Origin of the sequence: Promicromonospora sp. NPDC019610 (genome assembly GCF_044389365.1) — a bacterium.
Classification (GTDB): Bacteria; Actinomycetota; Actinomycetes; order Actinomycetales; family Cellulomonadaceae; genus Promicromonospora.
On record NZ_JBIRXX010000002.1, the window covers coordinates 1,260,136 to 1,281,903 of the forward strand.

A 21,768-nucleotide genomic window follows, 5' to 3' on the forward strand; every position below is an offset into this window, starting at 1 on the left:
TCAGGTCACCCGGGTGACCTGAGCGTCTGACACCGGGCCGGGCCGGCCCGGCCCGGCCACGGGCGGTCAGCCGATCAGGAGCGCGTGCGGCTGCGGGGAGAGCGTCTGGTCGAGCACGAGGCAGGCCGCGCCGACCGCGCCGACGTCCTCGCCGAGCCGGGTGTTGACCACCTGGATCTCGTGCATCTTCTCGACGAACGGCCAGCTCGTGATCACCGGTTCGACCACCGCCAGGAACCGCTCCGACAGCAGCGGCCAGATGGGCCCGCCGAACACCACGAGCTCGGAGTCGAGCAGCGTCGCCGCCGCCGCGACCCCGGTGCCCACGCGGCGCGCCCAGCGGTCGATGATCACCTGGGCGCCCCGCTCCCCCTGCGCCGCGAGGTCGGCGAGCCGGGCGAGCTGCTCGGCCACGGCCTGCGGTCCGGGCGCCGGGGCGACCTCCAGGACGCCCGCCGCCACGGCCTCGTCGACGAGCGCGCGCGTGGTGCAGTTGGCGTCGAGCCCGCCCACCTCGCCGGCGTTCCCGGACGCGCCGCGCAGCACGACGTCGTCCGCGACCACGCCCATGCCGGAACCCGTGCCCAGGTAGAAGAAGAGGAAGTTGCCCGAGTGCGTCGCCGCGCCCGCCCAGCGCTCGGCCACCGCGGCCGCGATGACGTCCTTGTCCATCAGCACGGGCAGCCCCGTGGCCTCGACGAGCCGGTCCCGCAACGGCACCCGGCCCCAGCCCTTGAGCTGCGGCGGGTCGACGACGGAACCGGTCGAGAAGTCGACCGGGCCCGGCACGGCGAGGCCGAGGCCGAGGATCCGGTCGCGGGCCGCCCCCGACTCCTCGATCACGGTCTCGATGGTGTCGCTCATCTCGGCGATCGTCGACTCCTGGTCGACGACGGCGGGCGTGGGCCGGTGCACGCTGTGCACCACCCGGCCCGCGAGGTCGAGGACGACGTACGTGACGACCGCCGGGTCGAGGTGCACGCCCAGGGCGTACCGACCGCCGGGCACGACCTGGAGGACCGTGCGCGGCTTGCCCGCGCGCCCGCCCTTCTTGCCGGTCTCCGCCAGGAGCCCCGCATCGAGCAGGCGCCGGCAGATGTTGGACACGGTCTGCGCCGACAGGCCCGTCGCGCCCGCGAGCTCCACGCGGCTCAGCCCGTCGGGCGCGCGTCGCACCGCGTCGAGGATCACCGACTCGTTGAAGTCACCCATGCGCGGGAGGTTGGTGCCCCGCCGGACGGTCGCCGGCGTGGCCGACTGGTCGATCGTCACGCCATACCTCCTGCTCGATGACCGGCCGGCGGGCGACCCGGGGGCCCGCTCCCGCACATCTTCGCACTCGGGCACGCTGTCGGGCGCACTCAGGCGACCTGACGCACGAGCAGGAGCGACCAGGGCGCGAGCGAGCGCTCGACCCGCAGCACGCCGTCCGCGGGGACGACGAGCGACTCGCGGCGCGTCGCGCGGGCGGCGGCGTCCAGCACCGCGGTCTGCTCGCGCGTGGGCGACGACGGCGCCCCCATCGCGCGCCACGCGGCCACGGGGTTGGCGTTCGACGGGTCGAGCGTCTCCAGCTCGACGACCGCGCCCGGCGCCAGCCCGTCGACGGTGATCTCGGTGTCGCGCACCGAGCCGACCGCTTCCGTGGCGTCCGCGACGGTGCGGTCGTCGAACGAGGCCGGCACGGAGCGCGTGACCTGGTGCGGGTAGTGGTGCACGAGCGCGGCGACCCGGCCGGTCGCCTCGTCGCGCGTGACCACGCCGTCGTCGCCTGCCGCCAGGAGCGTCCCGCCCAGCGCGTTCAGCATGCGGTAGGCGTGGAACGTCGGCTTGGGCACGCCCTGGAGGGTGAGCATCCCGAACCCGCCGTGGAACATCTCGTCGCCGGCGCCGCCCTCCTCGAAGACGTCCGTGAACGTCCAGTAGGCCAGGGAGTCGACCGTGCCGATCGAGCGCAGGACGGACCGGACGACGTAGACCGCCGCCGGGACGGTGTCGTGCGTGAAGTCGCGGGGCGAGGAGGACGAGTTCCACTCGGTCAGGTGGATCTCCGCGTCGGGGAACGGGCTCGCGTCGACCAGGCGGCGCAGCAGCGCGAGGTCCTTCGGCGTCGCGTCGGCCTCACGCGTCAGCCGCCGGCCCTGGCCGTGCTCGTCGAGCGCCCAGTCGGTCGGGTACGGGTGCGTCGAGACGAAGTCGACGGGCAGGCCCTCGTCCGCGCAGAACGCGAGGAAAGCCTCCAGCCACACCGGCTTCCACTCGAGCGCGTCCAGGTCGGCGCCCAGCGTCGCCTCGTGCACCTGGAAGTCCTCGGTCTCGCCGTCGAACCGGGCGTCCGGCACGAAGTTGGACGTCGCGGGGCCGCCGACCCGCAGGGCGGCGTCGACCGACTTCACGGCGCGGGCGGACGCCGCGTAGAGCGCGAAGTACTCGCTGCGCGTGCCGCGGAAGAAGCCGCGCAGGTTCGCCTCGTTCCAGACCTCGAAGTACCACTCGCGCACCTCGGCCTGGCCGTACCGGTCGACCCAGTGCGCCACGAGCGAGCGCACCAGCCAGGACCACCGGTCGGGGTCGGTCGGCGGGGCGCCGTGCGCGCCCCACCAGAACACGGTCTCCGTCTCACGGGCGAGCGCCCGCGGGCTGAACCCGAGCTCGACGAACGGGCGCACGCCGGCGTCGAGCAGGGCGTCGAACAGCGCGTCGACGTACTGGAAGTTCAGCACGGGCGTGCCGTCGGCGCGTTCGGTGTACACGAACATGTCGTCGTGCAGCAGGCCGTGGAAGCGGACGTAGTCGAACCCGCACTCCTCGCGCACCGTGGCGAGGTGACGCTGCCAGTCGGCCCGGAGGCCCTCGTTCGCGCGCCCCGCACCGACCACGGTGCTCCAGAAGTGGCGCAGCGGGCGCCCCGGCGCGGTCGCGGTCGCCCGCAGGTTGATCGGCTCGGCCACACGTCCTCCAGTCGTGAACGCCTCGCCGGGTCACGAGACGGCGCGCACCGCGCGTCGTCAGTGTAAATCAAACTGATTGACTATTACGGCGCCGAGCCTCCCCGCGGGGGGCTACAGCGCGGGGGCATACAGAGCGCGGGGGCTACAGCGCGGCGACCTGCTGCGCCATGAGTACGGCGAACCGGCGCTGCTCGCGGGTCGGGAAGACCGCGTGCGACACCGCGGTGACCAGGAAGTAGCCGACGACCTCCGCTCCTCGGCGGACCGGGATCGCGACGTACTCGTCGACGGGCAGGCCGATCCGGTCGACGTCGACCGGCCGGCCGTTGCGGGTCAGCGCCCCGTCGTGGTCCAGCACGGCGAACCGGACGTCGCCCACCGGCCCCTCGACCCAGCGCGAGTCCTCGGCCTCCAGCACGTCGGTGATCTGCCGCGCCACCACGTCGACCACCGTCCTGGCGGGCGTGGTGCCCTCGGCGACCGCGCGGGCGGTGCCGAGCACCCCCTCGAGGTAGCCCGAGCGCCGAGCCTCCCGCCCCTGCTGGCGGTAGCCCCACAGGGCGATCTCGGTCACCGCGAGGCTGATCACGACGAGCAGGACCGCCGCCTCGATGTCCTCGGCGTCGGCGATCACGAAGCGCAGGTAGGGCTCGGTGAGGAAGAAGTCGAACCACACCCCGGCCGAGACGGCGGCGAGCAGGGCCGCCGGCCGGTCCCCCGTGGCCGCGGCGGCGACCACGAGGAGCACGAGGACCAGCACGTCGGTCGCGGCGGCGACGTCGTCCCGCACCGTGTACAGGATCACGCAGACGACCAGCGGCGCCAGCACGGCCGCCACCCGCACCGCCGGACGCCACCACGCCGCCGAAGGCCAACCCGAGACGCTCATGGTCATGCTGCTCCTGTCCCCCGAACATCGTGGCGCGGGCCGCGCACCTGCGCGAACGCTGGGCGCGGACCGGGCGGATCCCCGGAACCCCGGAGCCCCGGAGCCCGGGGGCCTCAGCGCCGGACCCGGTGGTCCACGGCGACCCAGTTCGTCTCCCAGGTCTCCCCGCCGTCGGCCGAGAACGCCTGCTCGAACCTCGCCTCGTCCCGGCCCACGCGGGTGACGAGGAACCGCACCTTGATCGGGCGGTCGCCCAGGCGGTCGTCGCCGTAGAACTCGCCGACGCCGTCGCGGAAACCGCCGTACACCGCGGGGGTCAGCAGGCCGTCGCGCAGGTTCACGAAGGTCAGGCTCCACCGCTGCGCCTGCGGCTCGTACAGCCTCAGGTTGATCGCGTCGATGCTGCCGGCCGGACCCGACACCGCGAGCTCGACGACGTTGGCCCGCCGGTCCGCGAGCGGACGCACGGTGCTGGTGCCGGAGAACTCCAGCCACTCGTCCGGGGAGTCCGAGAGCGGGTCGGCGAGGACCCGCACGGAGGTGCGCCAGGTGCCGATCTCCCAGTCGAAGTCGCGCTGGCCGTCGGCGGTCGCCGACGACGCGGGAGCGGGTGCGGCGGGAGACAGCGGGACCGGGGACGGCGCGGCGGCGCCGGAGGCCGCCGTCGCGAGCAGCAGGAGGACGGCGGACAGGCTTGCGCTGAGGATTCTTCGGTGTGAAATGGTCATATTTCGACTATCGAGCGGAGCGCGGCCGTGAACAAGAAGGCACCTGTGGGTAACCCCTCTCGCCCCAACCCGCTGCCGGGCTGCCCGATGGCCGCGGCGTTCACCGCGATCGGCGGGAAGTGGAAGCTGACCCTGCTCTACTGGCTCGCCCACGGCGAGTCCCACTTCGCCGGCCTGCGCCGCCGGGCCGCGCCCATCACGCCCAAGGTGCTGGCCGAGCAGCTGCGCGAGCTCGAGGCCGACGGGCTCGTGGAGCGCGACGTGACCGGACCGGTACCGGCGCCCGTGATCTACCGGCTCACCCCGTACGGGGCCACGGTGCTGCCCGTCGTCGAGGGGGTCCGCGTGTGGGGCGAGACGCACCTGCGGCGCACCGGCGCCGTGGCCGCACCGGACACGGCGATGAGCTGCGCCACCACCATCGCGGAGGCGCGCCGGGGCGCCGACGCCGGTCCGGTCCGGGACGCGCGCGACGGTAGACTGCGAGTTCTCCGGTGATCGTGCAGGGCCATGACCACCGTCCGCGGTGGTTCGCGGAGACGTCGGGCGCCGTGTCACCATCATCGTGAGCACGGGGCCGTCGTGAGTACGGGGCCGCGGGCGGGGGACGCCGCGGTGATCCCGCGGCCGACCGGAACGCCCCGGCCAGGGGCCACCCGCCCACGGCCCGACCAGCCGGCCCCCGGCCGGGCCTGGGCGTGCGGGCGTGGCGCGGTACCGCCGTGGTCGCAGTACGCATGCAGCGAAGGAGAAGATGTGGCTCGAGCAGGCCAACGCCGGTCCGGCCGCGCCCGGAGCGGGTCGGGCGCACGGAGCGGGTCCGGCGCGCAGCGCCGACGCGCCCCGCGTCCCGCGGAGCAAGGGATGATCCCGGTGCTGGCCGAGGCCGCCCGCGAGGTCGACGGTGCCGTCCGCAGACCGCCGACGCGCCCCGCGACGCGGACGAAGTTCCAGGTCGTCGCGCTGCTCATGCGGGAGGAGCGGACCCGGGTCCGCGAGGACGGCGCCCTGAGCGAGCCGCAACGGGCCAAGCAGCTCAAGCAGCTCGACGCGGTGGGGACGCTGCTGGCGAAGATCGCCGCCCGCGACACCTCGCTCCTGGAGCTGCTCGCCGAGGACGCCCGGGTCTCTGACGCGGCGCGCGACTTCAAGGCGAACATGATGCGTGCCGGCGGCCTGGAGCCGCCCGAGGAGCCCCCGCCGCCCCCGCCTGCCGCGGCGGCGCCCGGCACCGAGAAGCGCGTGGTGCCCCGTTCGGTGATCTCGCGCCAGCTCGCGAACCCCTTCCTCGCACCGGACTTCGAGGCCGCGGCCGAGCGGCAGGCCCCGCGGGTGCTCCGGCTGGCCGGCTGGGAGCTGCTCGAACCGCTCTTCCGGTCCTTCGAGTACGCCGGCCCCGGCGCGGCCGCGTGCATGCCCCTGCCCGAGCCGCGCTCGTTGTCCGCCCCCGCGGGCCGGCAGCTGATGCCGCACCAGGCCCAGGTCGTCGAGGCCACGGCCCGCGGGCACCGCACCTTCCTGCTCGCCGACGAGCCCGGCCTGGGCAAGTCCGCCCAGGCGCTGCTCGCCGCCCAGGCGGCCGACGCCTACCCGCTGCTGGTCGTGTCGCCCAACGTGGTCAAGACCAACTGGGCGCACGAGGTCGAGCTGTGGACGCCGCGGCGCCGGTCGACCGTGGTCCACGGCGACGGCGAGCGCGTCGACGGGTTCGCCGACGTCGTGATCGTGAACTACGAGCTCCTCGACCGGCACGTCGGCTGGCTCGGCGACCTCGGCTTCCGCGGCATGGTCGTGGACGAGGCGCACTTCATCAAGAACAAGGGCAGCCAGCGTTCCCAGCACGTGCTCGCCCTCTCCGAGCGCATCCGCGCCCGGGCCGGCCGGCCGCTCCTGATGGCGCTGACCGGCACCCCGCTGATCAACGACATCGAGGACTTCCGGGCGATCTGGCAGTACCTCGGCTGGATCGACGACGCCAAGCCGCTCGGCCCGCTGCTGGGCGCCCTCGAGGAGACCGGGCTCACCCCGGCCGACCCCGGCTTCTACGCCGCCGCCCGGACCAGCGTGATCGACATGGGCATCGTGCGCCGCCGCAAGGCCGACGTGGTCGCCGACATCCCGGCCCGCCGCGTGGCGGACATGCCGGTCGAGCTCGACGGCGCGGCCGGCCGCTCGATCCGGGCCGCCGAGGAGGCGCTCGCCCGCCGTCTGGTCGACCGCTACCGGTCCGCCCTGGCGGCGCGCGCCGAGAGCTCGGTCGTGGACGACGTCGACGTCGAGCTGGACGGCGTCGACGTCGAGCTCGCCCGCCGGGTGGCGGCGGCCGAGCTGAAGGACTCGAGCTCCAAGGCCAAGGGCGAGAACGTGTTCACCATGGTCCGCCGGATCGGCCAGGCGAAGGCCGCGCTGGCCGCCGACTACGCCGCGCAGCTCGCTCGCAATGTCGGCAAGGTGGTGTTCTTCGCCAAGCACGTCGACGTGATGGACCAGGCCGAGCAGATCTTCGCCGACCGCGGCATCGGCTACGCCTCGATCCGCGGCGACCAGACGCCCCGGGCGCGCGAGAAGGCCATCGCCGCGTTCACGGAAGACCCCGACGTGTCGATCGTGGTGTGCTCGCTGACGGCGGCCGGGGTGGGGCTGAACCTCCAGGTGGCCTCCAACCTGGTGCTGGCCGAGCTGTCCTGGACCTACGCCGAGCAGACCCAGGCCATCGACCGGATCCACCGCATCGGCCAGTCCGAGCCCGTCACCGCCTGGCGGATCATCGCCGCCCAGACGATCGACTCGACCATCGCCGCACTGATCGACAGCAAGTCGGACCTCGCCGCCCGGGCCCTCGACGGGGCAGGCGACGAGGATGCCGCGTCCTCGACGGACGTCCAGCTCGAAGCGCTCGTCGCGCTCCTCACCGAGGCGCTCGACGCCGAGGGCGGCGCCTGAGGGGCCCCGGGGACCGGTGACCCAGGCGCGTCAGCCGAGTGCGGCGATCTCCGCCAGCTCGTCCCCGAGGGTCCGGGCGACGACGGCGGCCGGGAGCGCGTCCGCGTCGCAGTGCACGGCGCAACGCAGCACGCCGTCGTAGGAGATCGCCGCGACGCCCAGCCGTACGTTGCCGCCGAGCGCGGCCACGGGCCAGATCCGCTCGACGCGGGCACCCGCCAGGGCGAGCGGGCGGCGCGGGCCGCGCACGTTCGTCACGAACATGACGATGAGGCGCTGCCGGCGCGCGAGCCGCGCGAAGACCCAGGTCCCGACATGAGTGCGCGTCAGCTCGTAGGTGCCGCGCGAGCGGGCGTCGTCCTTGGCGGCGCGGGTCGACGCGGCGACGCGGCGCAGGCGCCGTGCGAGGTCCGCCTCGTGGGCGGGCATCGGCACGAGCATCACGCCGGTCGCGTTCCCCGACCGACCGCGGTGCGGCAGAGCGACCGGCACGCTCGCGGGCAGGACGTCCGGCACCTCCTCCCCGCGGGCGAGCAGCGCGGAGCGCGCCGCCGCGGCGGCCGCGACGAGCAGCGCGTCGTTCACGGTCGCCCCCGCGGTCCGGGCGCCGGCGGCGAGACGGCCGAGGTCGACGTCGACGAACGCGACCGCCCGTCGGCGGCCGACCCGGCCGAGCAGCACGGTGGGCGGCACCGCCCGCCGGAGGAACGCCGTCGTCCGCGAGACCCCGGAGACGACCGCCCGTACCCGATCGCGCGCCGGCCTCGTCCCCCCGTCCCCGCCCACACGATCCGCCGAGTCGGTCGGCGGGCCCGCCACCGGGTCCACCGAGTCAGTCGCCCGGTCCGACGCCACAGGATCCATCAGGGCCTGCGCGAGCCGGACCGCCGCGACGCCGTCGGCCATCGCGTGGTGCACGCGGAGCACGATCCCGGCACGCGCCGGGGCGACCCCCGGGACCACCAGCAGCTCCCAGAGCGGGCGGTCGAGCGGGAGCGGGGTGACGACGAGCCGGGCGCACAGGGCCTCGAACCCGCCCCGGCCGTCGACCGAGGCGACCTGTCGCACATGGGCGGCCAGGTCGAGGCGCACCGGTTCCCAGACGAGCGCGTGTCTGGCACGCCGGACCCGCCGGGCGAGGCGGGGCACCCCGGGGACCCGCTCGGCGAGCGCGCGCCGCAGCAGGTCGAGATCGACGTCGCCGTCGGGCCCGACGCACCCGCCGGGGGCGAGCACGCCCGCCATCAGGAACGCGTTGACGTGGTCGCGCGCGTCCAGCTCGAAGTTGAAGGCGTCAGCCGCCGTCAGCCGCTCGGCCAGGGTCCTCGCCCCCCGCAGGTGCGGAGATGACGCATCAACGGGACGAGCGGCTCACAGGGGTCGCTCGGCACCATGTCGTCGGCCACGGCCATGCCATCGAACGTAGCCACGAGCGCCGGCGGGACACAGGGCCGAAGGGCCCGTCCATCTGCATGCGCGTCGTGGGGTGGTGCCGGCCCGCGTCGTCCTCGGGCTCGGCCCAGACCCCGCACGGCTCGGGACCCGACCGTTCATCCGTCGTCGTGCGTCGCGCCGGGTACGAGGCCCGTGGGCGGCCCGCCGAGCGCGCGCAGCGCGTACAGGATCGTGGCCAGGTCGACGAGCTCCTGGACGAGGGCACCGGTCACGGCGGGGATGACGCCGGTCATGGCCACGACCATGAGGGCGAGGCTCAGCCCGATGCCGAGCCAGATGGCCGCGAGGGCCGTGCGCAGGGTGTGCCGGCCGACGGACACCGCGTCCACGAGGCCGCCGAGCGAGTCGACGAGCAGCACCACGTCGGCGGCGTCCCCGGCGGCCGTCGCGCCCCGCGCGCCCATCGCGACGCCGACGTCGGACGCCGCCAGCACCGGCGCGTCGTTGACGCCGTCGCCGACCATCATCAGCGGTCGCGGGGTCAGCCCGGCCGCGATCAGCACCTTCTCGCCGGGAAGGAGCTCGGCCCGCACGTCGTCGACGCCGACCTGCCGCGCGACCGACTCGGCCGTGGGCCGCGCGTCCCCGGTCAGCATGGTGACGTGCTCGACGCCGTTCTCCCGCAGCCAGGACACGACGGCGGCGGACTCGGGCCGGGGGTCGTCCGCGAGGACGAGGGTCCCGGCGAACCGCCCGTCGACCGCGACGTACGCGGCGGCCTGGCCGGGGCCGAGCGGGGCGACGACGGCGTCCGGGGCGACGGAGCGCACGTAGCCCGGCTTGCCGACGACGACCCGGCGCCCCTTGACCGTCGCGACGACGCCGTTCGTGGCGACCTCCTCGGCGTCGTCGGCCGCGAGCAGGTCGAGGCCGCGCGCGGCGGCGGCCCGGCGGACGCTGTCGGCGAAGACATGGGACGAGTACTGCTCGGCGGAGGCGGCAAGGAGCAACAGCTCGTCGCTGGTGAATCCCGCGGCGGGGCGCGCCGCGACGAGGTCGGGCCGGCCCTGGGTGAGCGTCCCCGTCTTGTCGAACGCGGCGGACCGCAGGCCCGCGAGCTGCTCGACCACCGTGCCGCCCTTCATGATCACGCCGAGCTTGGCGGCCCGGGACAGCCCGCTGAGGAACGCCACCGGCGCCGCGATGAGCAGCGGGCAGGGAGTGGCCAGCACGAGCACCTCGGCGAACCGGGTGGAGTCCCCCGAGAGCGCCCAGGCGGTACCGGCCAGCACCAGCGAGACCGCGGTGAACGGCACGGCGAACCGGTCGGCGAGCCGCACGACCGGGGCGCGGGACTCCTGGGCCGCCTCGACCAGGGCGACGATCTGCTGGTACTGGCTGTCCGCGCTGCGCCGCGCCGCCCGCAGCCGCACCGCCCGGGTCCCGTTCACGGCGCCCGACAGCACCTCGTCGCCGGCCTCCCGGCCCACGGGGAGGCTCTCCCCGGTCAGCGACGACTCGTCGAACGTGCCCCCGCCGTCGAGCAGCACGCCGTCGACCGGCACGATCTCCCCCGGGCGGACCAGGAGGACGTCGCCGACCACGACGTCGTCGACCTCCGTGTCCCGCACGCCGTCGAAGCCCGCGGAGCGCGGGTCGTCGATCACGTGCGCGGTGCGGGGCGACCGGTCCAGGAGCGCAGTCAGGTCGCGCCGAGCCCGACGCGCCGCAAAGTCCTCGAGCGCCTCGCCGCCCGCGAGCATCAGCACGATGACGAGGGAGGCGACGTACTCGTGGACCGCGAGGGTCGCGACCATGGCCACCACCGCAAGGATGTCGAGCCCGACGCGCCCGCGCAGCACGTCACGCACCATGCCGACGAGGGTCCACACGACGAACCCGGCCACCCAGCCCGTCGCGACCCACCGTGCCGCGACGGGTTCGCCGTCGGCCAGGAGCACGAGCACCACGGCGAGCACCACGGCGGTCGCCGTGATCGCCGGGTAGCGCGTCACCGCGCGCAACGGCCGCATGCTCGCAGTCTTGCCCGGATCGACGGGGCCCGCCATCGCGCATCGTCCAGGACCCATCGCGGGTGAACCCACCGGCACCCGACGGCCCCGGGTGGGTGATGTGAGGGGTTCATCGCTCGCTGAGTTCGGCCGGCCGGGACCCGGTCAGTACGTCGTCAGACCGTGCACCCGGAACTGCCGGCGCACCCGCTCGGTCAGCTCGGCGGAAGGCGGCCGGGTCGTCTCGAGCTCGTAGGGTCGCCCGAGCGCGGCCCACTTGTAGCGCCCCATCTGGTGGAAGGGCAGGACCTCGACCCGGCTCACGGTGCCGGGGCGGATCTTGTCGAGGTCCGCGACGTAGGAGGCGACCCGCTCGACGTTGCCGGGGTCGTCGGTCAGGTCCGGGACCAGCACGAACCGGATCCAGACCTCCGGGGCGCGACCGCCACCTTCCGGCAGGCCGGCCCGGGCCAGGCGTCGTCCGAACGCGAGGGTGGGCGCCAGCTCGCCGCCCGTGACGCGCCGGTAGGTGTCGGGGTCGCCGGACTTCACATCGAGCAGGACCAGGTCGGTCTCGGCGAGCATCGTGTCGGTGAGGTTCGTACCGAGGTTTCCGGAGGTGTCCAGTGCCGTGTGCACGCCCAGCGTCCTCGCTCCGTGCAGCACCCGCGCGGCGAAGGCGGGCTGGCGCAGCACCTCGCCACCGGACAGGGTCAAGCCACCGCCGGTCGCCCGGAACAGCGGCCGGTAGCGGCGCACCCGCAGCAGCAGGTCCGCGGCCGTGACCGGGGCCCCGTCCCGCAGCTGGAGCATGTCCGGGTTGTGGCAGTAGAGGCAGCGCAGCGGGCAGCCGGCCAGGAACACGGTGAGCCGGGTGCCCGGCCCGTCCACGGCCGTGACCAGCTCCCAGGAGTGCACGGAGCCCAGCTCCCCCGACCGCTCCGCGGCGAGCAGGCGCCGCGACCGCTGTGACGGGACGAGGTTCGGCGACCCGACGGTGGTCATCACAGTCCCCCGTGGAATGTCCTGCTCAGCACGTCGAGCTGCTGCTCGCGCGTGAGCCGGACGAAGTTGACCGCGTACCCCGACACCCGGATCGTCAGCTGCGGGTAGTTCTCGGGGTGTTCCATGGCGTCCTCAAGGGTCTCCCGGTTCAGCACGTTGACGTTCATGTGGTACCCGTCGAGCCCCACCGTCGCGTCCAGCAGTCCGGCCAGGTTCCCGACCCGCTCCTCGCGCGTCCGGCCGAGACCGGACGGCACCACGGTGCTCGTCAGGGAGATGCCGTCCTGCGCCTGGCTGTACGGCAGCTTGGCCACCGAGAGCGCCGAGGCGAGCATGCCGTGCGTGTCGCGGCCGTTCATCGGGTTGGCGCCCGGCGAGAACGGCTCGCCGGCCCGCCGCCCGTCGGGCGTGTTACCGGTGGCCTTGCCGTAGACGACGTTGGAGGTGATCGTCAGGACCGACTGGGTGGGCACCGCGTCACGGTAGGTCGGACGGCGCCGGACCTTGTCCATGAACGACTCGACGAGCTCGACCGCGATCGTGTCGGCGCGGTCGTCGTCGTTGCCGTACGCCGGGTACGACCCGCGCACGTCGTAGTCGACCACGACCCCGCGCTCGTCGAACAGGGGCACGACCTGCGCGTAGCGGATGGCGCTGAGCGAGTCGGCCGTGACCGCGAGCCCCGCGATGCCGCAGGCGAGCGTCCGCAGCACGGTGCGGTCGTGCAGCGCCATCTCCAGCCGCTCGTAGGCGTACTTGTCGTGCATGTAGTGGATGACGTTCAGCGCCTCGACGTAGGTGGCCGCCAGCCAGCTCATGGTCGTGTCGAGCCGGCCGAGCACGTCGTCGTAGTCGAGCGGCTGTCCCGCCGGCACAGGTGGGAAGGCGGGCATGACCTGCTCGCCGCTGACCTCGTCCCGCCCGCCGTTGACGGCGTACAGGAGGGCCTTGGCGAGGTTCACGCGCGCGCCGAAGAACTGCATCTGCTTGCCGACCGCCATCGGGGAGACGCAGCACGCGATCGCGGCGTCGTCGCCCCAGGCGGTGCGGATCTGCCGGTCCGACTCGTACTGCAGGGCGCTCGTGTCGATCGAGACCTGCGCGCAGAAGTCCTTGAACCCGCGGGGCAGCGCCTGGCTCCAGAGCACGGTCAGGTTCGGCTCGGGAGCCGGACCGAGGTCGTACAGGGTCTGCAGGTACCGGAACGAGGTCCGTGTGACGAGGGTGCGCCCGTCGTCACCCATGCCGCCCACGGTCTCCGTGACCCAGGTCGGGTCGCCCGAGAACAGCGCGTCGTACTCCGGCGTCCGCAGGAACCGGACGATCCTGAGCTTGATGACGAAGTCGTCCACGAGTTCCTGCGCCTGCTCCTCGGTGATCAGCCCGGCGTCGAGGTCCCGCTGGAGATAGATGTCGAGGAAGGTCGACGTCCGGCCCAGCGACATCGCCGCACCGTTCTGTTCCTTGACCGCACCGAGGTAGGCGAAGTAGAGCCACTGTACGGCTTCCCGGGCGGTCGTGGCCGGACCGGAGATGTCGTAGCCGTAGGTCGCGGCCATGTCCTTGAGCTCGCCCAGCGCGCGGATCTGCTCCGCGTGCTCCTCCCGCTCGCGCACGACCTTCTCGCTGAACGGCTGCGCGTCCAGGTCGCGCTTGTCCGCCTGCTTGGCGTCGATCAGCCGGTCGACGCCGTACAGGACCACCCGGCGGTAGTCGCCGATGATCCGTCCACGCCCGTAGGCGTCGGGCAGACCGGTGATGATGTGGCTGCGGCGCGCGGCGCGGACGTCCGGCGAGTAGGCGTCGAAGACCCCCTCGTTGTGCGTCTTGCGGTACTTCGTGAAGATCTCCTTGACGGACTCGTCCACGTCGTAGCCGTAGGTTTTCAGGGAGGTCTCGACCAGCCGCCAGCCACCGTTCGGCATGATCGCGCGCCGCAGCGGCGCGTCGGTCTGGAGGCCGACGACCAGCTCCGCATCCTTGTCGATGTAGCCGGGGGCGTGGGCCGTGATGCCCGCGGGAGTGTGCGGGTCGACGTCGTACACACCCTTGGCCCGTTCTTCCGGGAACAGCTCGCTGACCGTGCGCCACACCTGCCTGGTGCGGGCGGTCGGCCCCGCGAGGAAGGCCGCGTCGCCCTCGTACGGGGTGTAGTTGCGCTGGACGAAGTCACGCACGTCCACGTGGTCCTGCCAGGGCCCGGGCACGAACCCTGATGATGCGGACTCGCCCGAGCCGGAGTGCGCGGCGGGTCTGGCGGGTGCTTCACGGACTGTGCTCATGATCTGCTCCTGTTCCCGGGCCGGGACGGACGGGCGTGCTCGCGGCATCCATGGAGGTTCCTTGCTCCTGAGCCTGCCGCACCAGTCGTGCTGGCAGCAGGGCCGTCGGCCCCACGTGCGCAGGACCTTCGGCCGGTGCACCGGTCAAGGCTTCGCGCTGAGACTGGAACAAGGGAAGGGAGCACCACCATGGACACCGACCTTCGGGTACGGCGGATCCTCCAGGCGGCCGTGCACTCGCCGAGCGTGCTCAACACCCAACCCTGGCGGGTGCACACCTCGGGCCGGACCGTGACGTTGCACGCGGACCCGGCGCGCCAGCTGCTGCACTCCGACCCGAGCGGCCGCGAGATGCTGATCAGCTGCGGAGCGTTCCTGTTCACCACAAGGACGGCCGCACGTCGGGAGTCGATGGTCGCCGACGTCTCGGTGCTGCCCGACCCGGACGACAAGCTGCTCGTCGCCACGATCGAGCTGCGGCCCGGCCGCGACCCGAACGCCTACGAGCGTGAGCTCGCGCTGGCGATCGAGCGCCGCCGGACAACGCGGGCTCCCTTCGAGGACCAGCCGTTGTTCAGCGACGTGCTGCACGCCGTCGAGGCGGCAGCGCACGAGGAGGGTGCCGAGCTACGCGTGATCCAGCACTCCGAGCCGGCTCGGGACGAGGTGGTCCGGCTCGTGCGCCGGGCCGAGGCCCTCGCCGCAGAGGACCCTGTTGCGCGCGAGGAGGAGCTGGCCTGGACCGCCACCGCGCCGGACCGCGACGACGGCATCCCTCAGGATCTGCTGGGTCCGCGCCCCGCCGACGAGCGGGTGCCGGTCCGTCGGTTCCTCGCGGGCGCGGGGAGCGTGCCGTTCGAGCAGCACTCGACGATGGCGGTCCTGACCACGCCCGATGACACCGCGCGCGACTGGATCGCCGCAGGGCAGGCCCTGGAGAACGTGCTGCTCGTCGCCACCACCTACTTCGTGCGTGCGTCCTTCGCCACCACCGTCCTGGAGAACCCCACGACCCGTCACGACCTGCGTCGGGCGCTCACCCTCGACGCGGCACCGCAGATGGTCATGCGGCTCGGCTACGGCAAGATGCCGGGACACACACCCCGGCGCCCCGTCACACCGTCGAACGACTGAGCCCGGCCGGCGAGCGGGGAATGATCGTGCGACGCTGCGCCGCGTCCACCTGACTGTTCCGGGCTCGTTCGGCGTCCCGCCAGGTGAGGTAGCCACCGTCGAGGTTGCGGACGTCGTAGCCCAGCTGGGTCAGGAGGCGGGCTGCGGTGTGGCCGCGCTGGCCCACCTGGCAGTGCACGACGACGGGGCGGTCGGCCGGGATCTCGGCACCGGCCCGTGCCCGCAGCTCGTCCAGGGGGATGTTCACCGCGGCGGACAGCTCGCCGTCGCGCACCGTCTCCACGGCGCCGTCCGCGTGCTCGGCGGGGGTGCGGACGTCGACCAGCGTCGCGCCGTCGTGGACGAGCTCGTCGAGCTCGTGCCACTGCACGCTGCGCGTCGTGCCGGTGCGCAGGTTGTCCGCGACGTAGCCCAGCATGTTGACCGGGTCCTTGGCCGAGCCGTAAGCCGGTGCGTAGGCCAGCTCCAGGTCCGCCAGGTCCGAGGCGGTCAGGCCGCCGGCCATGGCGGTGGCGAGCACGTCGATACGCTTGTCGACGCCGTCGCGGCCGACTGCCTGGGCGCCGAGGATCAGGTCGGTGTCCGGGTCCACGAGGAGCTTGAGGGCCAACGGGCTCGACCCCGGGTAGTAGCCGGCGTGCTGGCTCGGGTGCGTATGGATCGCCTGGTAGGGGCGGCCCTCGGCGCGCAGCTGCGTCTCGTTGCGCCCCACGGTCGCGGCGGTCAGCCCGAACACACCGACGACGGCCGTGCCGAGCGAAGGTCGCATGCCGGTCCGGCCCAGGATCACGTCCGCGACGTGCCGCCCGTGCCGGTTGGCAAGGTTGGCGAGCGGAATGAGCCTGTACGGCTCCGGGTCGTCGGCGGCGGCCAGGGCATCACGCTTGACCGCGGCGTCGCCCACCGCGAACACGTCAGGCACCGAGGTGCGCAAGTCCTCGTCGACCAGGATGCCGCCGCGCGGCCCCAGCTCCGTGCCCGCCAGGACGGCCAGCTCCGTGTCCGCGCGGACGCCGACGGCGGCGAGCACCACGTCGGCAAGCACCTCGTCCACGACCGTACCCGCTGCGTCGGCCAGGACAGCCGTGCCCGGGGTCAACGCAGAGACCTGGGTGGAGGTGCGTACGGCCACGCCGTTCGCCTCCAGCTCGTCACGGACCCGGACGGCCAGCTCGGTGTCCAAGGGCGTGAGCACCTGGTCGGCCAGCTCCACGAGGGTGACTGCCAGGCCGCGCCGGACGAGGTTCTCGGCGATCTCCAGGCCGACGAACCCGCCGCCGATCACGACCGCGCTGCGGGCTCGGCCGTCGGAGGTGTCGCCATCCGTGGTGTCTGCTCCGAGCGCGGAGACCAGTCGGTCGACGTCGGCGACGTCACGCAGCACCAGCGCGCGCTCGATGCCGGGCACCGACGGCACCACGGGTCGGGCGCCCGGGCTCAGCACGAGCCGGTCATACGTCTCGACGTGCTCCTGCCCCGTCTCGAGGTCGCGCACCACGAGGGTGTGCGCCTGCGCGTCGACGTCGGTCACCAGGTGCCGCACGCGCACGTCGATCCGGAACCGTGCGGCGAGCGAGGCCGGCGTCTGCAGCAGGAGCGCGTCCCGCTCCTCGATGACGCCGCCCGCGTAGTACGGGAGCCCGCAGTTCGCGTACGAGACATGATCACCGGCCTCGAGCACGACGATCTCCGCGCTCTCGGCCAGGCGGCGCAGCCGGGTCGCGGCCGACATGCCGGCCGCGACTCCCCCGACGATGACGATCTTCATGAAGTTCCTCCCTGGTTTGACGGCGACTATACCCCCCGGGGTATTCTCGACCAAAACCTCGACAGAAGGAGAACGACATGTGCCGAGCGGTGACCTGCACGACCTGCGGCAGGACGACCTGGGCCGGCTGCGGCCAGCACGTGGACGACGTGATGGCCGGCGTACCCCGGCGTGACCGGTGCGAGGGACACGCGGCGGAGCCGGCCAAGGGCTCGTTCCTGACCCGCCTGTTCGGCCGCTGAGGGGGCTCGCCATGGACCTCGACCCGACCGAGATGAAGAAGGTCGCCAACCGGCTCAAGCGCGCCCAGGGCCAGCTCGCCGCGGTGGTGCGCATGGTCGACGAGGGCGCCGACTGCGTCGACGTGGTGACCCAGCTCTCCGCAGTCTCCAAGGCCCTCGACCGGGCCGGCTTCGCCGTGATCTCCACGGGCCTGAAGCAATGCCTGGCCGACGGGGAGAACGGGGACGGCGACATGGAAAAGCTGGAAAAGCTCTTCCTGTCCTTCGCCTGAGGAGGACGCCCAGGTCGGTCCGGCACGGCGCGGGCCGTCACGGCTCAGGAGCCCGAGGGCAACGGGCTCTGCGGCCGTCCTGGCGTGTCCATCGCGTCGTGCGGCCCGACACGCGTCGGCACACGCCGCGCCCGCCGGCGCCGCCACGCCCGCCACGCCTCGTCGGCGCCCCACACCACGAACGGGAACGGCACCAGGAGCGCGAGGCTCTGGGCGGGCGGCACCGCCGTGCCGAACACGCGCTGCAGGGCCGGGACCGTCACGAGCGCGGCGGCGAAGACCACCTCGGCCGCGATGCCCCACAGCAGCAGCCGGTTGCTGAGCAGGCCGATCGACCGCAGCGACGCGAACTGCGTGCGGGAGGCCAGCCCGGTCCCGATCTGGCAGGCGACGATCCCGGCGAACGTCATGGTGGTCGCCTGCTGCCACACGTGGTGCAGGGGCGTGCCCGGGTCGACCGGGGCGCCCGGGCTCCACCCGCCGGCCACGAGCGTCACGAAGAACCCGGTCAGGACCAGTGCCGCGGAGACGCCGCCGAGCAGCCCCCATGCGCGTGCGAGCATGGGGGCGGTGATGATGTTCTCCCCGCGCGTGCGCGGCGGCCGGTCCATCAGGCCCGGCTCGGCCCGCTCGCGGCCCAGCGCCAGCGCGGGCAGGGTCTCCGTGCCGAGGTCGATGGCCAGGATCTGCAGCACGGTCAGCGGCAGCGGGATCGCGCCCCCGGACAGCGCGAACAACAGGAACGGGATCACCTCCGGCGTGGCGTGCGCGAAGATGTAGACGATGAACTTGCGCACGTTGTCGTAGACCCGGCGGCCGGCCTCGACGGCGGTCACGATCGTCGCGAAGTTGTCGTCGGTGAGCACCATCGTGGCGGCCTCACGGGCCACGTCGGTGCCCGTCACCCCCATCGCGACGCCGATGTCGGCGCGGCGCAGCGCGGGCGCGTCGTTCACGCCGTCGCCCGTCATCGCCACCACGTTGCCCTGCGCACGCAGGGCGTCGGCGATGCGCAGCTTGATCTCCGGGGAGCTGCGGGCGAAGACCAGCTCGTTGCCCGTGGCGAGCAGGGCGTCCAGCCGGCTCTCGCTCATCTCCTCCAGGTCGGCCCCGGTCAGCACGGTGGTGTCCTGCCGCGCGATGCCGACCTGCCGCGCGATCTCCGCCGCGGTGAGCGCGTGGTCGCCGGTCACCACGATCAGCCGGATCCCGGCGGTGTGGCAGCGGGCGACGGCCCCGGCCACCTCGGGCCGCGGCGGGTCGGCCATGGCCGCCACCCCCAGCAGGACGAGGTCGCGCTCGGCGTCCTCGCGCCGCTCGGGCGGCGGCGCGCCGTCGGGCAGCACGCGGTACGCGACGGCGAGCAGCCGCAGCCCCTGCTGCGCGTACCCGGCGACGACGTCCGCCAGGGCGCGGCGGTCCTCCGCGGTCAGCGCCCGCTCCGCTCCCCCGGGCCCGACGATGCCGGCCGACCGCGCCAGCACCTCCTCCGGCGCCCCCTTCGCGTGGACGACGACGTGGTCGCCGGCCCGGTCGACCGTGGACATCATCCGCAGACCGGGGTCGAAGTGGAACTGGCGCACCCGGTGAGCGGTGCGCCTCGGAACCGACACGTCGGCGCCGAGCCCGCGCGCCGCGCGCAGCAGCGCCACCTCGGTCGGGTCGCCCGCGCCCACGTCGGGCCGGACCTCGTCGAGCGCGGCGTTCGAGCACGCCGCCATCGCCCGGGCCAGGGCCGCCGGCACGGGCACCGACGCCCGCCCCGGGACGCCGTCGAGCGGGACCGGTCCCGCGGGGGTCCAGATGCTCGTGACCGCCATCTGGTTGCGGGTCAGCGTGCCGGTCTTGTCGGTGCAGATCACCGTCGTCGAACCGAGCGTCTCGACCGCCGACAGCCGCTTCACCACCGCCCCGCCGCGGGCGAGCACCCGCACCCCGACGGCCAGCGCCAGGGTGATCGTGGGCAGCAGCCCCTCCGGCACGTTCGCGACCAGCAGCCCGATCGCGAAGCTGAACGCCTCGGACAGCGGTAGGCCGGCGACCAGCGTGCCCAGGGGCAGGAACACGGCGCCCGCGCCGACCGCCACCACCGCGATGAGCCACGCGACCCGCTTCACCTGCCGCTCCAGCGGGCTCTCCTCCGGCTCGACCCGCTGGGACAGCGCGGCGATGCGCCCCAGCTCGGTGTGCATCCCGGTCGCGAACACCACCGCCCGGGCCTCGCCCTCGGTGCAGCTCGTCCCGCTGAACACCAGGTCGCGCGCCTGCAGCAGGGGCCCGCTCAGGTCGGTCAGCTCGGCCGACCGGTAGGCCGGCATCGACTCGCCGGTCAGCGTGGACAGGTCCACCTCCACCCCGCCGTCGATCAGCCGCGCATCCGCAGACACGCGATCGCCCTCCTCGACCAGGAGCACGTCGCCCGGTACGAGGTCCCGCGCCGGCACCTCGGCCCGGGTGCCGTCCCGCAGCGCGGTCGCGGTGGCCGGCAGGTAGGCCGCGAGCGCCTCCACGGCCCGCTCGGCCTGCTGCTCCTGGACGAACGCGAGCGCGGCGTTCAGCACGATCACCGCGATGATCGCGACGCCGAGCACGGTGGTGCCCGACACGAAGGCGAGGATGGCGGCGAGCCAGAGCAGCAGCGCCAGGGGGTGGGTGAGCTGGCGCAGGAGCTGTCCGGGCCAGTCCCGGCTCCGCCGGCGTTCCAGCTCGTTGGGTCCGTAGACCAGCAGCCGGCGCGCCGCCTCGCGTCCCGTCAGCCCCTCGGGCCGGGTGCGGAGGTGACGCATCAGCGGGACGAGCGGCTCACGGGGATCGCTCGGCACGACGTCGTCGGCCACGGCCATGCCACCGAACGTAGTCAGGGGCGGCGTGGTGACACAGGGCCGAAAGGCCCGTCCACCGGCGCACCGTGGGGTGATGCCGACGGGACCTTCGCCGACGTGCCGCAGGACTTTTGCCTCTGCTCCGCCCTGGCCGCAGGAAGTGGTCTGGAGGGACCGTCAACTCGTCACGTCTCCGGACGGAGTCACCAGGAGTCATCATGAGAGCCGCTGTCGTCACCTCGTTCACCACCCCGTTGCAGGTCATGGACGTACCCGTCCCGGAGCCCGGCCCGGAGGACGTGCTGGTCCGGATCGAGACCAGCGGGCTGTGCCACACCGACATCCACGCCGCGCACGGCGACTGGCCCGTCCGGCCGACGCCGCCGTTCGTGCCTGGCCACGAGGGCGTGGGCCGGATCGAGCGGCTGGGGTCGGCCGTGACCAGCAGGGACGTCGGGCAGCGGGTGGCGATCGCCTGGCTCGGCGGCGCGTGCGGCCGGTGCCGGTACTGCATCTCCGGCTGGGAGACGCTGTGCGAGGAGCAGACGAACTCCGGCTACTCCGTGGACGGCGCGTTCGCCGAGTACGCCGTGGTACCGGCCGCGTTCGCGACGCCGGTGCCCGACGAGGTCACCTCTCTGGACGCCGCTCCCCTGACCTGCGCGGGCGTCACCACGTACAAGGCGATCCGGGTCGCCCGGGTGGCGCCGGCGGAGTCCGTCGCCGTCTTCGGCATCGGCGGGCTCGGTCACCTCGCGCTGCAGTACGCGCAGATCGCGGGCGCGTTCACGATCGCCGTCGACGTCGAGGACCACAAGCTCGACCTGGCGCGGAGCCTCGGCGCGGACCACGTGGTCAACGCGGCCCGCGAGGATCCGGCCGAGGCGATCCAGCGGCTCGGCGGGGCGGACGTGTCGGTGGCGCTGGCGGCGTCGTCGGCGTCGTTCGACCAGGCCTTCCGCTCGCTGCGCCGGGGCGGCCGCCTGGTCTGCGTGGCGCTGCCGGCGGGCGGCACGATGCAGGTGCCGATCTTCGACACGGTGCTCAAGGGCATCTCCGTCATCGGGTCCATCGTGGGTACGCGCAACGACCTGGCCGACGTGTTCGCGCTGCACGCCGCGGGGCGCACCGAGGTGGTCTCCCTGGAGCGCAAGCTGGACGACGTCAACGAGTCGATCGACGACGTGCTCGCCGGCCGGGTGCCGGCCCGCATCGTCTTCGGGCTCGGCTGAGGGTCCGACCCAAGCCACCGGGCTTCCGTCCCGGCGCGGAGGGTCGTTGGTCCCTGGCCGGACGGCCCGGCGCGGCGAGAGGCTGAGGGCGAG

16 protein-coding genes are annotated in these 21,768 nt (G+C 73.7%); 6 read left to right on the forward strand and 10 right to left on the reverse strand.

Annotated elements, in window-relative coordinates:
* Window positions 1-66 precede the first annotated feature (66 nt).
* The 4 genes from ACH45N_RS17265 to ACH45N_RS17280 form a co-directional block, all read right to left on the reverse strand.
* Window positions 67-1,272 (reverse strand): ROK family transcriptional regulator, encoded by a 1,206-nt coding sequence (locus tag ACH45N_RS17265; RefSeq protein ID WP_397396018.1) that lies wholly within the window; start codon window positions 1,270-1,272, stop codon window positions 67-69.
* A gap of 89 nt (window positions 1,273-1,361) precedes the next feature.
* Entirely contained in the window at window positions 1,362-2,951 is a 1,590-nt protein-coding gene (locus tag ACH45N_RS17270) for a beta-xylosidase (protein WP_397396020.1), read from the reverse strand.
* 142 nt (window positions 2,952-3,093) lie between these two features.
* On the reverse strand, window positions 3,094-3,840 hold the full coding sequence (locus ACH45N_RS17275; protein ID WP_397396022.1) for a DUF4118 domain-containing protein: 747 nt from the start codon (window positions 3,838-3,840) through the stop codon (window positions 3,094-3,096).
* 113 nt (window positions 3,841-3,953) lie between these two features.
* A complete protein-coding gene (locus ACH45N_RS17280; RefSeq protein WP_397396024.1) occupies window positions 3,954-4,568 on the reverse strand; it encodes a hypothetical protein in 615 nt (204 codons plus the stop codon).
* Window positions 4,569-4,613: 45 nt separating this feature from the next.
* Here ACH45N_RS17280 and ACH45N_RS17285 point away from each other — a divergent pair, with 45 nt between their 5' ends.
* Window positions 4,614-5,066 (forward strand): winged helix-turn-helix transcriptional regulator, encoded by a 453-nt coding sequence (locus ACH45N_RS17285; RefSeq protein WP_397396026.1) that lies wholly within the window; start codon window positions 4,614-4,616, stop codon window positions 5,064-5,066.
* Between the two features lie 366 nt (window positions 5,067-5,432).
* Entirely contained in the window at window positions 5,433-7,511 is a 2,079-nt protein-coding gene (locus ACH45N_RS17290; RefSeq protein ID WP_397396028.1) for a DEAD/DEAH box helicase, read from the forward strand.
* Between the two features lie 30 nt (window positions 7,512-7,541).
* Here ACH45N_RS17290 and ACH45N_RS17295 read toward each other — a convergent pair whose 3' ends face one another.
* From ACH45N_RS17295 to pflB, 4 genes are all read right to left on the reverse strand, one after another.
* The gene (locus ACH45N_RS17295; RefSeq protein ID WP_397397491.1) at window positions 7,542-8,849 is read right to left on the reverse strand and encodes a wax ester/triacylglycerol synthase domain-containing protein; all 1,308 of its coding nucleotides are present in this window, start codon (window positions 8,847-8,849) and stop codon (window positions 7,542-7,544) included.
* A gap of 212 nt (window positions 8,850-9,061) precedes the next feature.
* Window positions 9,062-10,939 (reverse strand): heavy metal translocating P-type ATPase, encoded by a 1,878-nt coding sequence (locus ACH45N_RS17300; protein ID WP_397396030.1) that lies wholly within the window; start codon window positions 10,937-10,939, stop codon window positions 9,062-9,064.
* A 144-nt stretch (window positions 10,940-11,083) separates the two neighbouring features.
* Window positions 11,084-11,923 carry a pyruvate formate-lyase-activating protein gene (pflA, locus tag ACH45N_RS17305; protein WP_397396033.1) on the reverse strand — a complete coding sequence of 280 codons (840 nt, stop codon included), beginning with the start codon at window positions 11,921-11,923 and terminating at the stop codon, window positions 11,084-11,086.
* The gene (gene pflB / locus ACH45N_RS17310; RefSeq protein WP_397396035.1) at window positions 11,923-14,205 is read right to left on the reverse strand and encodes a formate C-acetyltransferase; all 2,283 of its coding nucleotides are present in this window, start codon (window positions 14,203-14,205) and stop codon (window positions 11,923-11,925) included. The genes pflA and pflB overlap by 1 nt, the downstream gene beginning before the upstream one ends.
* 189 nt (window positions 14,206-14,394) lie before the next feature.
* Between pflB and ACH45N_RS17315 the strand changes: the two genes are divergently transcribed.
* Window positions 14,395-15,339 (forward strand): Acg family FMN-binding oxidoreductase, encoded by a 945-nt coding sequence (locus ACH45N_RS17315; protein ID WP_397396037.1) that lies wholly within the window; start codon window positions 14,395-14,397, stop codon window positions 15,337-15,339.
* Here ACH45N_RS17315 and ACH45N_RS17320 read toward each other — a convergent pair.
* Window positions 15,320-17,107, reverse strand: coding sequence for an FAD-dependent oxidoreductase (locus tag ACH45N_RS17320; RefSeq protein ID WP_397396040.1), 1,788 nt, complete (start codon window positions 17,105-17,107; stop codon window positions 15,320-15,322). The genes ACH45N_RS17315 and ACH45N_RS17320 overlap by 20 nt on opposite strands.
* 77 nt (window positions 17,108-17,184) lie before the next feature.
* Here ACH45N_RS17320 and ACH45N_RS17325 point away from each other — a divergent pair, with 77 nt between their 5' ends.
* Window positions 17,185-17,349, forward strand: a complete 165-nt coding sequence (locus ACH45N_RS17325; RefSeq protein ID WP_397396042.1) for a hypothetical protein — start codon at window positions 17,185-17,187, stop codon at window positions 17,347-17,349.
* Window positions 17,350-17,360: 11 nt separating this feature from the next.
* A complete protein-coding gene (locus tag ACH45N_RS17330) occupies window positions 17,361-17,621 on the forward strand; it encodes a metal-sensitive transcriptional regulator (protein WP_397396044.1) in 261 nt (86 codons plus the stop codon).
* Between the two features lie 44 nt (window positions 17,622-17,665).
* Here the strand turns inward: ACH45N_RS17330 and ACH45N_RS17335 are convergent, their stop codons facing one another.
* Window positions 17,666-20,464, reverse strand: coding sequence for a cation-translocating P-type ATPase (locus ACH45N_RS17335; RefSeq protein WP_397396046.1), 2,799 nt, complete (start codon window positions 20,462-20,464; stop codon window positions 17,666-17,668).
* A 197-nt stretch (window positions 20,465-20,661) separates the two neighbouring features.
* On the opposite strand from ACH45N_RS17335, the gene ACH45N_RS17340 reads away from it, so the two are divergent.
* The gene (locus tag ACH45N_RS17340; protein ID WP_397396048.1) at window positions 20,662-21,675 is read left to right on the forward strand and encodes a zinc-dependent alcohol dehydrogenase; all 1,014 of its coding nucleotides are present in this window, start codon (window positions 20,662-20,664) and stop codon (window positions 21,673-21,675) included.
* Window positions 21,676-21,768 lie beyond the last annotated feature (93 nt).

Excerpts from the sequence above, each read along its gene's own strand:
- ACH45N_RS17300 (WP_397396030.1), bottom strand. The coding sequence starts at position 10,939 with ATGCGGCCGTTGCGCGCGGTGACGCGCTACCCGGCGATCACGGCGACC.
- ACH45N_RS17290 (WP_397396028.1), top strand. The coding sequence starts at position 5,433 with ATGATCCCGGTGCTGGCCGAGGCCGCCCGCGAGGTCGACGGTGCCGTC.
- ACH45N_RS17330 (WP_397396044.1), top strand. The coding sequence starts at position 17,361 with ATGGACCTCGACCCGACCGAGATGAAGAAGGTCGCCAACCGGCTCAAG.
- ACH45N_RS17335 (WP_397396046.1), bottom strand. The coding sequence starts at position 20,464 with ATGGCCGTGGCCGACGACGTCGTGCCGAGCGATCCCCGTGAGCCGCTC.
- ACH45N_RS17340 (WP_397396048.1), top strand. The coding sequence starts at position 20,662 with ATGAGAGCCGCTGTCGTCACCTCGTTCACCACCCCGTTGCAGGTCATG.
- pflA (WP_397396033.1), bottom strand. The coding sequence starts at position 11,923 with ATGACCACCGTCGGGTCGCCGAACCTCGTCCCGTCACAGCGGTCGCGG.
- pflB (WP_397396035.1), bottom strand. The coding sequence starts at position 14,205 with ATGAGCACAGTCCGTGAAGCACCCGCCAGACCCGCCGCGCACTCCGGC.
- ACH45N_RS17320 (WP_397396040.1), bottom strand. The coding sequence starts at position 17,107 with ATGAAGATCGTCATCGTCGGGGGAGTCGCGGCCGGCATGTCGGCCGCG.
- ACH45N_RS17275 (WP_397396022.1), bottom strand. The coding sequence starts at position 3,840 with ATGAGCGTCTCGGGTTGGCCTTCGGCGGCGTGGTGGCGTCCGGCGGTG.
- ACH45N_RS17315 (WP_397396037.1), top strand. The coding sequence starts at position 14,395 with ATGGACACCGACCTTCGGGTACGGCGGATCCTCCAGGCGGCCGTGCAC.
- ACH45N_RS17280 (WP_397396024.1), bottom strand. The coding sequence starts at position 4,568 with ATGACCATTTCACACCGAAGAATCCTCAGCGCAAGCCTGTCCGCCGTC.
- ACH45N_RS17325 (WP_397396042.1), top strand. The coding sequence starts at position 17,185 with ATGTGCCGAGCGGTGACCTGCACGACCTGCGGCAGGACGACCTGGGCC.